Genomic DNA, 13992 nt, shown 5'->3' on the forward strand with positions numbered 1-13992 from the left:
AGATAGTTATACTATCTGAATAATGATTTTAAGATTGATGCTTATTTTGTTATTTTTCTGATTCGGTGATTTCTTCTAAAATATCGGTGCTTACTCTATTTTTATCTTTGATTATTTTAGCTAATTCATTATTCGCTCTTTGTAAAAAGGCATTGTCTTTTAGAATTGAAAGATAGATTTTGAGTCGTTTAATTGGTTGTAAAGTAAAGCTAAACAGAGCGATTATAATGATAACGTTTGTCAAAATAGCAACAATAACATTAATTATCCAAGGTGAACTAAAGACGGTAATAATATTAGACAGCAACATAATCGATGCTAACATAAATTCAACACAGCTAACCATAACTTCTTTAATGAAATAGGGTTTAAGTGGCGTAATGCGTTTTTCTGTGATCTTAAAATATTGTGTTAATAAATCTAATTGAGTCAGCTCAATAAGATTATGAACATCAGCATTTACTAGCGAAATAGCAATACTTTCTTTGTCGATGTTGCCTGCTTTATAAAAGCAGACTTTCTCCCAAATAAGTTTTTTTTTAATATTATTTAAATAATCTATTTGATATTTTGGTTGAGGTGTTTTTTCTAAAATAACGGCATATTTAATAATATTATCAAAATAGTTATTTTTACCCCGTTTTTTATAAATAATTGCGACAAAAGAGAGCACTAAAAAAATGACCAAATTTAACCAATTATCATGGATTAATTCAGAAAGTTCCATTTAAAAATACTCACATTAATTAATCGTGCAGTGATTGTATCTTATATTGGATAATAGGGATATCAATTCCATATAAAAATGAAGAAAAAAATGGCGATAAGTGCTGTTTTTCAACAATTACCACTCTTTTAAGGCTGTAAAGGTTGACTTCTGTTTGTTAAAGGCGTATAAAGTGCCCGCCTTTTGAGCTTTTCTTCCTTTTTTAGCTATTATGGAAGTTAAAAATGAGGGTGAAGGGAAGTTGAAATACAAAGCGAAGAGTTCAATTTACAGGAGAAATATGGACACTCAATCGGGTCACCCCACAATGCGGGGAGACAAATATAAACACATCATTATCGGTTAATGAACCTGTCTAAATCACCATTTTTTCAGTTCACAAGCCGAAATTGATAAAACGGTAATGGTGAACGATATGCATTTTTTTACACGCTATCACACAAACTCAAAACATCAATACGCACAAAGCTTAATGTTGCGTGTTCTACATCTTTCAGAAAAACATTTAGAACCACCGAGTTGTATCTAAATTCTTAATTAATTCTATTTGCTAATTAAATTTAATGTTCAGCACTAGCTATACAAAATAGTTTTATGGGCTAGTTTTGCTATGCACTAAAAATTTTAGCTCATTCCAACATTTAATAACTTATCGTTACTGGGTAACAATGAGTTGGCATGCTTTTGCCAAAATTAAGAATATAGGTACTCATGATGACAAAAAATACATCAAAAACCAAAGCACAAAATAGTGTAGATATCAAAGCTATCAACGAAGCACAAAATAGTCTTGATAATATTTTATCTAAATTTCAATCCAGCCTTTCAGGATTAACACAAGAAAGTGCCAAATCGAGAATTGAAAAATATGGTAAAAACGAAGTCGCACGAGAAAAAGTACCATCAGTGATAGTGCAACTATTAATGGCATTTAATAATCCATTTATATTTGTATTATTAGCATTGGCCATTGTCAGTTTTGTAACTGACTTTTGGTTGCCTTTGCAAAATGGTGAAGAGACCGATTTAACTGGGATTATTATTATCCTAACTATGGTATCGCTAAGTGGTTTACTGCGTTTTTGGCAGGAATTTAGGTCGAACAAAGCAGCCGAAGCATTAAAATCAATGATTCGCACAACCGCAACCGTGCTAAGACGTGCGCATAAAGACATGAGTCCTGAACGCATTGAAATTCCATTAAATGAAATCGTTCCGGGAGATATTGTTTATTTATCGGCTGGTGACATGATCCCAGCAGATATCCGATTAATCGAATCTCGTGACTTATTTGTTAGTCAAGCTGTACTCACTGGCGAATCAATTCCGGTTGAAAAATATGACACATTAGGTGCGGTAACACAAAAAAATACCGATAATATCGAAGCATCAGACATTAATAAAGATAATTTGCTTGATGTTAATAACATCTGTTTTATGGGTACCAATGTTGTCAGTGGCACTGCTACTGCCATTGTGGTTGCAACGGGTGCCGATACGCATTTTGGCTCATTAGCGAAATCGATTGTCGGATCGCGTGCTGAGACTTCGTTTGATCGGGGGGTTAATAGCGTTAGCTGGTTGCTTATTCGTTTTATGCTAATCATGGTGCCAATTGTCTTTTTTATTAACGGTTTTTCAAAAAATGATTGGGGCGATGCGGCACTTTTTGCATTAGCTGTTGCGGTTGGTTTAACGCCTGAAATGTTACCAATGATTGTCAGCGCTAACTTAGCCAAAGGAGCTGTTAGTATGGCAAAGCGTAAAGTGGTTGTAAAGCGACTTAATGCTATCCAAAATTTTGGTGCGATGGACATTTTATGTACCGATAAAACAGGTACCCTAACGCAAGATAAAATCATTTTAGAACATCACCTTAATATAAATGGTGAAGCTGATTCAACAGTTTTAGAGCTCGCTTGGCTTAATAGCTATTATCAAAGTGGCATGAAAAACTTGATGGATAAAGCGATCATCCGTTTTACTGAAGAAAAGACCAATATGAAAAAGGTGGGTGCTGGTTTATACAAAAAAATTGATGAGTTACCGTTTGATTTTGTGCGTCGTCGTTTATCGGTGGTTGTGCAAAATGGCAGTGATAACCATTTAATGATCTGTAAAGGCGCAGTTGAAGAAATGCTCTCTATTGCCAGTTATGTTTATGAAAATGGCGAATATTTACCATTAGATGAAAAACGAAAACAAGCTTTAATTGCACTCGCGCATGACTATAACAAAGAAGGTTTTAGAGTATTAGCGGTTGGTGTAAAAGATATTCCAGCTAGCGAAACAAAAACACAATACACAGTGCAAGACGAAACAGCACTTGCTATTCGTGGCTTTTTAACCTTTTTAGACCCTCCAAAAGAAAGTGCGCTCGAAGCGATTTCAGCCTTGAATGAACATGGTGTGGGCGTTAAAGTCTTAACAGGTGATAACGAAATCATCACCATCAAAGTCTGCCGAGAAGTTGGTTTAGAGCCGGGCTCCCCATTACTTGGCACTGAAATTGAAAAAATGGATGATAGCGAGCTTAAAATCAAAATCGAACAACATACTATTTTTGCTAAATTAACACCACTACAAAAATCGAGAATTATCCGATTATTGCAAGATAACGGTCATACCGTTGGTTTTTTAGGTGATGGTATAAACGATGCCCCGGCACTACGTGACGCTGATGTGGGTATATCTGTCGATACTGCAACTGACATTGCCAAAGAATCTGCCGATATTATTCTGCTTGAAAAGAGCCTAATGGTATTGGAAGAAGGTGTAATATGCGGTCGCGAAACCTTTGGCAATATTATGAAATATCTAAACATGACCGCAAGTTCGAATTTTGGAAATATTTTTTCAGTATTAGTGGCTAGTGCGTTTCTACCTTTTTTGCCTATGCTAGCGATACATTTACTTATTCAAAACTTACTGTATGATATTTCTCAACTCTCATTACCATGGGATAAAATGGACGATGAGTTTTTACAAAAACCACGCAAATGGGATGCACTAAATATTAGACGTTTTATGATTTGGATTGGACCAACATCGTCTATTTTTGATATCACAACCTATGCACTAATGTGGTTTGTATTCAGTGCAAACAGTGTGGAAGCGCAATCGCTGTTTCATTCAGGCTGGTTTATTGAGGGGTTATTGTCACAAACATTGGTGGTGCATATGCTTAGAACACAAAAAATTCCATTTGTGCAAAGCACCGCAGCATTTCCTGTTATTGTGATGACATTGTTAATTATGGCTGTAGGTATTTATATTCCGTTTTCTCCACTGGGTGGATTAATTGGTTTACAACCATTACCTTGGTCATACTTTCCATGGCTTTTAGCAACCCTATTTAGCTATTGCTGTGTTGCACAATTGATGAAACGCATTTATATCAAACGCTTTGGTCAATGGTTTTAATTGACTAATAATAGCTAAGTGATATTAACATCGCTTAGCTATCTTAAAATTTATATAGTAAAAATTATTAAAAAATTAATTTATTCACCCTATAATTATAACTAAAAGGAAATAATCTATGAAAACACCACATAAAAATTTAATTATGCTAATTAAAAGCCGAAAACAAAAGAAGGCTCAGGAAAAATTAAATCATTAAATACAAAATAATTAATGCAAAGCTTTTCAGTTAACACATAATAAAAACCCCAATAATTGGGGTTTTTATTTGAGCGCTTTTTAATATTAAAAAAGCTATTGATTAAAATAATTACAAGTTGTAGCTGATTATAGGTTTAGATGTGTTTCAGACGCTTTTCTTAAAATTCTATGAATTTCGTCTTTAATTTTAAGCTTTTGTTTTTTCAATACCTCTATCGTTTCAGTGGTATTGACAATAATTCCTGATTCAATGTTTTTAATCTTTTGATCAAGCTCATTATGTTGATCGAACAATTTTTGAAAACGTAAATCGGTATTTTTTAATTTAGAAATTATTTCTCGATATTCTGGAAACATAGTGCCTCCTTATATGGGATATGGGTTAGATAATATAATAACAATAGCAGCTATTGCTAATTCAGAATACAATATTATTTGTAGCTTTAATAGAAAAATTGTTTTAATAGAGAAATTATTTTTATAACAAAATAGTATTAAGTACAAAGCAAAAATAAAAAAAGGGGTTAATCCATGAGTGAATCGATTGTAATTGCCAAAAGCCATGGTAAAGATTTATCTATTATAGCTGCATTAGCTAATCGTCATGGTTTAATTACGGGTGCAACGGGTACCGGTAAAACAGTTACTCTACAAAAAATGGCTGAAAGCTTTTCAAAAATAGGTGTGCCAGTCTTTCTTGCTGATGTTAAAGGCGACCTAACAGGAATTGGCGAAAAAGGTATATTAACTGATAAACTACAGGCTCGTTTAGTTAGCATTGAAGCCGATAGTTGGCAACCAGAATTATCACCCATTGAATTATGGGACGTTTTTGCCGAAAAAGGGATCCCCGTTCGCTGTACCGTGTCAGATATAGGACCAATTTTACTTGGTCGTTTGCTCGATTTAAACAGTGTACAAGTAGGCGTGTTACAGCTGATATTTAAAATTGCGGATGATAACAGTCTATTATTAATTGATTTAAAAGATCTTCGAGCTTTAATTCAATTTGTGGGTGATAATGCTAAAAAATTCACCACACAATACGGAAACATTTCGGTATCGTCAATTGGCGCAATCCAACGTGGTTTATTAACACTAGAACAACAAGGCGCAGAATTATTTCTTGGCGAACCAATGCTCGATATTCAAGACTTAATACAAGTTGATTCTGAAGGTCGCGGCATAGTTAACATTTTATCGGCCGAAAAATTATATAACTCACCTAAATTATATTCGTTTTTTTTATTATGGCTATTGTCAGAACTTTTTGAGCATTTGCCAGAAGTCGGTGATCTTGATAAACCTAAACTTGTTTTCTTTTTTGATGAAGCACACTTACTTTTTAATGACATTTCGCCTGCATTATTAAAAAAAATAGAACAAGTTGTGCGACTAATCCGCTCGAAAGGGGTAGGGGTTTATTTTGCCTCGCAAAACCCGAGCGATATTCCCGATACAATTTTAGGGCAATTAGGCAATCGTGTGCAGCATGCCTTGCGCGCATTTACTCCTAAAGATCAAAAAGCGGTAAAAACAGCCGCCCAAACCATGCGCGCGAATCCATGTTTTGATACTGAAAAAGCGATAATGGAATTAGGCGTTGGCGAAGCGCTTATCTCGTTTTTAGACGAAAAAGGTCGCCCAAACATGGTTGAGCGTGGTTATATTATTGCGCCAGGTTCAAAAATGGGACCAATGTCACCAGACAATCAATCATTTATTATTCATCAATCCCATTTTTACAATAAATATGTGCAAACCTTAGATCGACAATCCGCTTATGAAATATTGAAAAATGGATTTTTGTTAGATAGCTTGTCTAATCAAAACACAAATACAAATAATGGCAATACAAAAACAGACGGTGATAAAAATAATAAACAAAGTAATGGTGGATTGCTTAATTGTTTAAGTTCGCTTCTTTTTGGGACAAAAGGGCCAAGAGGTGGACAACGTGATGGTATCACTCAAAAAATAGCTAAAAGTGCGACTAGGCAAGTTGTCAATCAAATTTGTAAGCAGATCACTCGAGGCATATTTGGTGGCTTTAAAAAATAATCAAACTGAGATTATTATCCGCAAAGTGAGCAAAATAGGAGTATTTTAATGTTAAAAATGTTTATGGAATGGTATAAAAAGCGTTTTAGCGATCCACATGTTGTTTCGTTAATGGCTGTTATTCTTGGCCTGTTTATTATCATCTATTTTTTCAATAAAATTCTTTTGCCTGTATTAATTGCTATTGTGCTTTCTTATTTGTTAGATAGCCCAGTTAACTTTCTACATAAAAAAAATATCCCAAGAACGCTGGCTGTTGTGATGGTATTACTGCTTTTTTTAATGGTTGTATTAGTCGGGTTTATGATTTTATTACCATTAATTTGGCAACAAAGTATAAGTTTAATCACCAATATTCCAAACATGCTAAATTTTGCTAACAACTTCCTAACCACCTTGCCAGAACATTATCCAGAATTAATTGATGTTGGGTTATTTGATTCGGTCATCCAAGGCATTACCGATAAAGTTGTACAAACGGGTAATTCATTATTACAATTTTCAATTGTTTCTTTATTAGGATTAGTATCTATTGCAATTAATGCGGTATTAGTGCCAATAATGATGTTCTTTTTATTAAAAGACAAAGCAAAAATTTTGGGATACTGTTCAAAAATTTTACCAAAAAACCGCACAATTTTAAGCAAAGTTGCCACTGAAATGGATATGCAAATATCCAATTATATTGTTGGTAACGTTCTGCACATTATTATTTTATCGGTTTGTGTCTATATTCCTTTTTGGTATTTTAGCTTAGATTATGGACTTTTATTAGCCGTGCTTGTTGGGTTATCCGTATTAGTACCGTATGTTGGTATTATTATTTCAAGTATTCCCGTTGTATTAATTGCACTATTTCAATGGGGATTAACTGCACAATTTGGTTATTTGCTATTTTGCTATGTTTTGATTCAAGCATTAGATGGAAATTTATTAGTGCCTTGCTTATTTTCGGAAAAGCTCAATTTACATCCACTTGTGATTATTTTAGCGGTGATTGTGTTTGGTGGTTTATGGGGATTTTGGGGAATATTTTTTGCAATACCCTTAGCTACATTAGTTAAAGCAATTATAAATGCTTGGCCAAAATTAGACGAATTAAATAATACCAGTACGAAGTAAAAGCAGATTATAATTTAATCTGCTTTTAAGCAAAACTATTTACTGTGGTTTTGAAGATAATCTAAAACTACTTCGTGATGGTTAGATGTTTTAAAATCATCAAACACTTTTTCTATTTTACCGTCTTTGCCAATTAAAAAGCTTATACGGTGAATTCCTTCATAGGTTTTACCCATAAATTCCTTTTCTCCCCAAGTACCGAATGCTTGGGCAACCTCGTGATTTTCATCTGAAAGCAACGTAAAATTTAATAATTCTTTATCAAAAAATCGAGATAACTTTTCTGGTTTATCGGTACTAATACCAAGGATCACCACATTGTATTTTTTAAACTCGTCCTGACAATCACGCAAATTACATGCTTGCACTGTACAACCAGGAGTCATCGCTTTTGGGTAAAAATAAATTAAAATACGTTGACCTTCAAAGTCTTTCAAGCTTATTTGCTCTCCATCTTGGTCTGGCAACGAAAACTGAGGTGCTTTTTCACCTTCTTTAAGTGGATTAACCATATAATTATTACCTATTTTAATAGTTTAATTTTTTCTTTTGGGTATATAAAACAGTATTATACTTTTAAATTAAGTTACTAAAAAAACGACTTGCTGCATCAATTGTGTGATTGATCTCTTTTTCTGTGTGCTTAAGTGACATGAAACCAGCTTCGAAAGCTGACGGTGCAAAGTAAACACCTTCAGTTAGCATATAATGATAGAATTTTTTGAATAATTCAACATCACACTGCATAACATCTTGATAACTGGTTACTTCAGAAGCAGTTGTAAAAAATAATCCAAACATCCCACCAGCATAATTCACCACGAATGGCACATTATGCTTTTTAGCGACCGATAATAATCCGTTGGCAAGCGATGCAGTTTTATCTGCTAACGCTTGATAGATCCCAACGTCCATTAACTTGGTTAAAGTTGTATAACCTGCTGTCATTGCAATAGGATTGCCTGAAAGGGTACCTGCTTGATATATTGGACCGGTTGGCGCTAATTGCATCATAATATCCGCACGACCTCCAAATGCTCCAACAGGCATACCTCCGCCAATAATCTTGCCTAAACAAGTCAGATCCGGCACCACATCATAATAATCTTGAGCACCGCCAAGGGCGACTCTAAAGCCAGTCATCACTTCGTCAATGATTAATAGCGCACCATACTTATCGCAAAGTGCACGTAATCCATGTAGAAACTCTTTTTTGGCTGGCACGCAATTCATATTGCCTGCGACTGGCTCAATAATAATAGCGGCGATTTCATCGGGGTATTGCTCAAATTGCTTTTTGACCGATTCTAAGTTGTTATAATCACAAACTAATGTATGTTTAACAAAATCATCAGGCACACCAGGTGAAGTCGGGTGGCCAAAAGTAAGGGCGCCCGAACCCGCTTTAACTAACAAATAATCGGCATGACCGTGATAACAACCTTCAAACTTAATAATCTTATCACGACCAGTAAAACCACGAGCAACACGAATGGCACTCATGGTTGCTTCAGTTCCCGAATTTACCATTCGCACCATTTCAATTGAAGGTATTAATTGTGTGACTAAATCGGCAACTTTGGTTTCAATTTCGGTTGGAGCTCCATAACTTAACCCATTGCGCACAGCATTAATTACCGCATTGGCAACATCAGGATCGTTATGCCCAAGAATCATAGGTCCCCAAGAACCGACATAATCGATATAAGCTTTATCGTCTACATCATAAATATATGCACCGTTGGCTCGTTCAATAAATAAAGGCGATCCACCCACACCATTAAAAGCACGTACAGGTGAATTAACACCGCCAGGCATGACAGATAACGCTTGTTGATAAAGCTTTTCTGATTTGAAATTGTTTAGCATAATCGAGATAATCTCTCTAAAAAATTTTGTTGTATTTATTCATAAAATCAAAATAAATTCAAGCTAGCTATGAAAAATTTATTTAATAGAGGTTTTCTATTTTGTATTTTCATCTAGCAAAGGTATATAATACATAGGTAAATATATTAGGAGAAGAATATGAGCGACAACGCTTTACCGATTCACTTTACTGACGCAGCAGCAAATAAAGTTAAATCACTAGTTACCGAAGAAGAAAACCCAAATCTAAAATTAAGGGTGTATATAACAGGCGGTGGTTGTAGTGGATTTCAGTATGGTTTTACTTTCGATGAGAAAGTGAACGAAGACGATCTAGCTATCGAAAAAAATGGTGTATCGCTTATTATTGATCCTATGAGCTTACAATATCTTGTCGGTGGTACAATCGATTATGTAGAAGGTTTACAAGGCTCTCGCTTTGTAGTCGACAATCCTAATGCAACAACAACGTGTGGTTGTGGATCATCTTTTAGTGTTTAATTGGTATTTAAGCTTTTTAAAAACAGATTAATAAACCGATAAAATGTGACAAACATTGAGCAGTTAAACAATATTTTTGATTTTTTAGTTGACGATAAATTTTAGATGGGTAAAATGCACAGCATTCAAAGCGAATTGCTTCTTAGTAATCAGTTTTGAGCCCGGGTGGTGAAATCGGTAGACACAAGGGATTTAAAATCCCTCGGCCTTTTTGGCCGTGCGAGTTCAAGTCTCGCCCCGGGCACCACTTCTTACCTATGCGGGAATAGCTCAGTTGGTAGAGCACGACCTTGCCAAGGTCGGGGTCGCGAGTTCGAACCTCGTTTCCCGCTCCAATTCATAATATATAGAGCTGTACTATAATATACAACTTAATAATTTTTAATTAATATTTAGTTGTTTTTCGTATGCTGAGATGTACCCAAATATACCCACAGGGACTCAAATTTAGTACACTTCGAGTTCGAGCTAGTACACTTTTATCTTTTAAACGAACCTCTTATTTTATATAATAATTCTGCCTTTTAGTTTGATTTCTAAAGGAGAGTTTTATTATGGCTTTAACTGAAATTGCCGTTCGTAATGCCAAACCAAAACAAAAAAGATATACCCATCAATGATGATGAAGGTTTAAGCCTTTGTGTCGCCCCTTGTGGCGGTAAATGTTGGCACTTTCGATTCAGTTGGCAAGGGAAACAACCGAGAATCTCATTGGCACCTATCCAGAACTTGTTGTCACTGAAAGAAGTAAGATTGAAGCGTGATGATTACCGCGCTGATTATTGCCAAAGGAACAGATCCCCGTCCAGGGCACCGTCGTGCTGCTCAAGCTAAAATGGAAATCTTGGACGAAGAAGGATATGAAGCACATCATAACACTTCATTGACATTGGAAATGTTTATCCCAAGATGGAAAGCCCTAAAATTTAAAAGTTGGGCATTGATGACCCTAAACGTCGTAATTCGACTAAAACTCAAATTGAACGTTATTTAAAAAAAGATATATTACCGATACTGGGCATTATTCCTATTGAGAAAATCACCCTGAGAGATATTCAGCAAGTGTTGCGTAAAGTAGAAAATCGTGGTGCATTGTCGATTGCTGAGAAGCTGCGATGTTGGCTAATTGATATTTTCCGACATGCCATGCTCGATGGGTTAATCAAAACCAATCCAACCACGGATATTGGTTTTTTAGCTCTCCCTAAACCAGCCCCAAAAAATAACTCTCACTTGGAGATGCAGGATATTCCTAGGTTTTTAATAGCGTTATCTCGTTATCCGGGGGATATACAAACTAAACTGGCACTCAAGTTGTTGTTATTAACTGGGGGTAGACCAGGTGAGTTAAGGTTTTCAAAACTAGAACAATTTGATTTAGATAATCAGGTATGGACGATCCCCGCAGGGGAAATTAAACAATTTAAGCGTTTAGTCAACGCTGGGCACGTTATTCCAGATTATGTCATTCCGCTATCAAGACAAGCCGTCAATATTGTTAGAGAATTATTATCGCTGCGTTATGCTAATCAGCCCTATTTGCTGTGTGGTCGAGGCAAGCCTCATCAGCCCGTAAGTGAAAACACGTTTAATCAAGGGATTAAACGCATTGGGTATGATAAAAAACTGACGGCTCACGGCTTAAGAGGAATGCTTTCTACTGCACTCTATGAGCTCGATTATGAAGGATGATGGATTGAAGCTCAGCTTTCTCATCAGGATAAAAATCAAGTCAGACGGGCTTACAATCACGCTAAGTATATTCCTCAGCGTCAACGAATGATGCAAGAATGGGCAGATAGACTTGATAAGTGGCAACAAGAAGCCCTAGATAAACGTCCTAATCAATAATCCATACAATAAGGGCGCTTTTAGAGTACCATTTTTATTTGATCGACAAAACAGATTAATAGTATCTTTCTTGATTCATTTAAACGATTTTTATATCACGCCATAGTTTGTTATAACAAAAAGAAAACCATGAGCTTTCACTATGCCTAATGTCGAAGTTATTCGTTCAGTTTTACTTATCAAGGAGTGTATGGCTATCACTCACGCGGCTTAAATACGCAGCATCCCATTCAACGTGAGCTGTTGCTTTATGTTTTGAGTGAAAAGCAAAGAGAATTGGCATTGGTATTAAGTCCTCCCAAAACAAAAGATGACTGATTTCATTCACGTAAAATTTTGCATTGATGTGTTAACGATGCTCGATCCATTTAACTTATTTTGTGTGCTATTTCAATTTTTTTACACTAAAATCGATTGAAATTCGCATTTTATACTGTATGTTTATACACATTCTTTTTTTACTACGATAATTAAAATAACAGTGGTGATGTTCTTTACTTTAGTTTTAGGAGTCGTTTCTTGCACAAATCAGGTTGTATTGTGCTTGGCCGTGTTGACGTTTCTATTTTAAATCAGTTGCCTTTAGTGGAGACACCTGTTAGAGCAGGTTTCCCCTCGCCTGCGGATGATTATTTGGAAGCTAAACTGGATTTAACTGAGCATTTAGTCAAACACCAAAGCGCGACTTATTATATTAAAGCGATGGGCGATTCGATGATAGATTACGGTATTTTTAGTGGTGATTTACTGACCGTTGATCGTTCTTTAACCCCACAGGTTGATGATGTGGTGATTGCGGCCATTGATGGTGAGTTCACCTGTAAGTGCCTTGGCGTAATGAATGGTCAATATCATTTATTAGCCGGTAATGCGCTTTATCCGCCGATCCCGTTGATGGATAAAGAGGTGCATATTTGGGGTGTGGTGATTCATACCATCCATTCATTACGCGGGCGTGGTCATTCGTGATTGGGTTAGTGGATTGTAATAATTTTTATGCCTCTTGTGAACGGGTATATAATCCTAAGCTTGAGGGACAACCGATTGGTATTTTATCTAATAATGATGGTTGTGTGATAGCGCGTTCGAATGAATTAAAACCACTTGTTCCGATGGGGATGCCTGCCTTTAAGATTCTACCGGCTATTCGTAAGCAAGTGACGTTATTAAGCTCTAATTACGTGTATGGTGATATGAGTCGGCGTGTCTTTAATACGGTACGTGATTACACAGCAGATGTAGAATCTTATTCTATTGATGAAGCATTTATTGCATTAGATGGATTTTCTGATGTTATTTCGCATTGTCAGCACATCCGAGCGGTGGTGAAACGTGACACGGGTATACCCGTTAGTATTGGTATTGCTTCCACGCGGACTTTAGCCAAAGTGGCGAATCATATCGCTAAAAAACAAACCAGCTATCTAGGTGTCTGTTATTTAGCAAATGACAGCGCTTTGTTGACTGAAACTTTAAAGCAGTTTACTGTCGGTGAAGTATGGGGTGTTGGACGGTGTATTGCCGAGAAACTACAAACGTTAGGTATTCATACTGCATGGGATTTACGCCAAGCGAATACTAAACAAATTCGGCAGCAGTTTTCGGTGGTGCTTGAGCATACGGTGTTAGAATTACAAGGCGCTTCTTGCATCGAATTAGATGATGTATCAACGCCAAAACAAAATATAATGACTTCGCGTAGCTTTGGTCAGCTAACTGGTGAGTTATTTGATTTACAAGAAGCCATACGTGTACACGCCAGTCGAGTTGCTGAAAAACTCCGACATCAACACTCGGTTGCCAGTGCCGTGCTGGTCTTTTTAAAAACCAATCGTTTTCGTGAGGATGTTGTGCAATATCATCCCTCTATCGTGGTGTCTCTCTCCCTACCTACTGATAATTCACGACTGATTATTCAAGCCGCACAAAAAGGATTATAGGCTATTTACAGAAAAGGTTTTTTGTTTATGAAGGCTGGGGTGATGTTGCTTGACTTACGCACTAAGTATATGGATTCGCAGTTTGATTTATTTGAAACATCCCATAATGTAGTGCAAAAGCAAAAAAGTGATAGGTTGATGCAGACACTCGATGCGATCAATCAGAAGATGGGTAAACATACTGTGCAGTTAGGTGGTATTAGAAAACAAGCCCCTTGGCAAATTAAACATGAATTACTGAGTCCGCGTTATACCACACGGTGGGATGAGTTGTTAGTGGTTAAATAAACGAAGCAT

14 protein-coding genes and 2 tRNA genes are annotated in these 13992 nt (G+C 36.0%); 12 read left to right on the top strand and 4 right to left on the bottom strand.

Annotated elements, in window-relative coordinates; all coding sequences use genetic code 11:
* Positions 1 to 49 precede the first annotated feature (49 nt).
* Complete coding sequence (locus A9G23_RS03180) at positions 50 to 727, bottom strand: hypothetical protein (protein ID WP_065586239.1); 678 nt, start codon at positions 725 to 727, stop codon at positions 50 to 52.
* 714 nt (positions 728 to 1441) lie between these two features.
* On the opposite strand from A9G23_RS03180, the gene mgtA reads away from it, so the two are divergent.
* A complete protein-coding gene (gene mgtA / locus A9G23_RS03185; protein WP_065586240.1) occupies positions 1442 to 4150 on the top strand; it encodes a magnesium-translocating P-type ATPase in 2709 nt (902 codons plus the stop codon).
* Positions 4151 to 4477: 327 nt separating this feature from the next.
* Here the strand turns inward: mgtA and A9G23_RS03190 are convergent, their stop codons facing one another.
* A complete protein-coding gene (locus A9G23_RS03190; RefSeq protein WP_065586241.1) occupies positions 4478 to 4708 on the bottom strand; it encodes a YdcH family protein in 231 nt (76 codons plus the stop codon).
* Positions 4709 to 4882: 174 nt separating this feature from the next.
* Between A9G23_RS03190 and A9G23_RS03195 the strand changes: the two genes are divergently transcribed.
* Positions 4883 to 6412 carry a helicase HerA-like domain-containing protein gene (locus tag A9G23_RS03195; RefSeq protein ID WP_065586242.1) on the top strand — a complete coding sequence of 510 codons (1530 nt, stop codon included), beginning with the start codon at positions 4883 to 4885 and terminating at the stop codon, positions 6410 to 6412.
* A 48-nt stretch (positions 6413 to 6460) separates the two neighbouring features.
* Complete coding sequence (locus A9G23_RS03200) at positions 6461 to 7534, top strand: AI-2E family transporter (protein ID WP_065586243.1); 1074 nt, start codon at positions 6461 to 6463, stop codon at positions 7532 to 7534.
* 35 nt (positions 7535 to 7569) lie between these two features.
* Here A9G23_RS03200 and bcp read toward each other — a convergent pair whose 3' ends face one another.
* Together bcp and hemL are read right to left on the bottom strand one after the other, a co-directional pair.
* On the bottom strand, positions 7570 to 8046 hold the full coding sequence (bcp, locus tag A9G23_RS03205) for a thioredoxin-dependent thiol peroxidase (protein ID WP_065586244.1): 477 nt from the start codon (positions 8044 to 8046) through the stop codon (positions 7570 to 7572).
* 64 nt (positions 8047 to 8110) lie between these two features.
* A complete protein-coding gene (gene hemL, locus A9G23_RS03210) occupies positions 8111 to 9403 on the bottom strand; it encodes a glutamate-1-semialdehyde 2,1-aminomutase (protein WP_065586245.1) in 1293 nt (430 codons plus the stop codon).
* 159 nt (positions 9404 to 9562) lie between these two features.
* Between hemL and erpA the strand changes: the two genes are divergently transcribed.
* From erpA to A9G23_RS11635, 9 genes are all read left to right on the top strand, one after another.
* Positions 9563 to 9904 carry an iron-sulfur cluster insertion protein ErpA gene (gene erpA, locus A9G23_RS03215; RefSeq protein WP_065586246.1) on the top strand — a complete coding sequence of 114 codons (342 nt, stop codon included), beginning with the start codon at positions 9563 to 9565 and terminating at the stop codon, positions 9902 to 9904.
* Between the two features lie 159 nt (positions 9905 to 10063).
* Positions 10064 to 10151 (top strand) — tRNA-Leu (locus tag A9G23_RS03220).
* 12 nt (positions 10152 to 10163) lie between these two features.
* Positions 10164 to 10239, top strand: a tRNA-Gly gene (locus A9G23_RS03225).
* Positions 10240 to 10486: 247 nt separating this feature from the next.
* On the top strand, positions 10487 to 10738 hold the full coding sequence (locus A9G23_RS11840; RefSeq protein ID WP_442899760.1) for an Arm DNA-binding domain-containing protein: 252 nt from the start codon (positions 10487 to 10489) through the stop codon (positions 10736 to 10738).
* Positions 10668 to 10898, top strand: a complete 231-nt coding sequence (locus A9G23_RS11345; protein ID WP_141674901.1) for a hypothetical protein — start codon at positions 10668 to 10670, stop codon at positions 10896 to 10898. Before A9G23_RS11840 ends, A9G23_RS11345 begins: the two co-directional genes overlap by 71 nt.
* Positions 10838 to 11596 (top strand): tyrosine-type recombinase/integrase, encoded by a 759-nt coding sequence (locus tag A9G23_RS03230; protein WP_065586247.1) that lies wholly within the window; start codon positions 10838 to 10840, stop codon positions 11594 to 11596. Before A9G23_RS11345 ends, A9G23_RS03230 begins: the two co-directional genes overlap by 61 nt.
* Before the next feature lie 678 nt (positions 11597 to 12274).
* A complete protein-coding gene (locus A9G23_RS03235; RefSeq protein WP_218059476.1) occupies positions 12275 to 12724 on the top strand; it encodes a LexA family protein in 450 nt (149 codons plus the stop codon).
* The gene (locus A9G23_RS03240) at positions 12721 to 13695 is read left to right on the top strand and encodes a Y-family DNA polymerase (RefSeq protein WP_218059477.1); all 975 of its coding nucleotides are present in this window, start codon (positions 12721 to 12723) and stop codon (positions 13693 to 13695) included. Before A9G23_RS03235 ends, A9G23_RS03240 begins: the two co-directional genes overlap by 4 nt.
* Positions 13696 to 13722: 27 nt before the next feature.
* The gene (locus tag A9G23_RS11635) at positions 13723 to 13983 is read left to right on the top strand and encodes a DUF4113 domain-containing protein (RefSeq protein WP_218059478.1); all 261 of its coding nucleotides are present in this window, start codon (positions 13723 to 13725) and stop codon (positions 13981 to 13983) included.
* Positions 13984 to 13992: the final 9 nt, after the last annotated feature.

The organism is Gilliamella sp. App4-10, assembly GCF_001690495.1.
In the GTDB taxonomy this organism is placed as follows: domain Bacteria; phylum Pseudomonadota; class Gammaproteobacteria; order Enterobacterales; family Orbaceae; genus Gilliamella; species Gilliamella apicola_G.

Bases quoted from the DNA above. Each gene is read 5' to 3' on its own strand.
- A9G23_RS03180 (WP_065586239.1), bottom strand. From the start codon at position 727: ATGGAACTTTCTGAATTAATCCATGATAATTGGTTAAATTTGGTCATT.
- mgtA (WP_065586240.1), top strand. From the start codon at position 1,442: ATGACAAAAAATACATCAAAAACCAAAGCACAAAATAGTGTAGATATC.
- A9G23_RS03190 (WP_065586241.1), bottom strand. From the start codon at position 4,708: ATGTTTCCAGAATATCGAGAAATAATTTCTAAATTAAAAAATACCGAT.
- A9G23_RS03195 (WP_065586242.1), top strand. From the start codon at position 4,883: ATGAGTGAATCGATTGTAATTGCCAAAAGCCATGGTAAAGATTTATCT.
- A9G23_RS03200 (WP_065586243.1), top strand. From the start codon at position 6,461: ATGTTAAAAATGTTTATGGAATGGTATAAAAAGCGTTTTAGCGATCCA.
- bcp (WP_065586244.1), bottom strand. From the start codon at position 8,046: ATGGTTAATCCACTTAAAGAAGGTGAAAAAGCACCTCAGTTTTCGTTG.
- hemL (WP_065586245.1), bottom strand. From the start codon at position 9,403: ATGCTAAACAATTTCAAATCAGAAAAGCTTTATCAACAAGCGTTATCT.
- erpA (WP_065586246.1), top strand. From the start codon at position 9,563: ATGAGCGACAACGCTTTACCGATTCACTTTACTGACGCAGCAGCAAAT.
- A9G23_RS11840 (WP_442899760.1), top strand. From the start codon at position 10,487: ATGCCAAACCAAAACAAAAAAGATATACCCATCAATGATGATGAAGGT.
- A9G23_RS11345 (WP_141674901.1), top strand. From the start codon at position 10,668: ATGATTACCGCGCTGATTATTGCCAAAGGAACAGATCCCCGTCCAGGG.
- A9G23_RS11635 (WP_218059478.1), top strand. From the start codon at position 13,723: ATGAAGGCTGGGGTGATGTTGCTTGACTTACGCACTAAGTATATGGAT.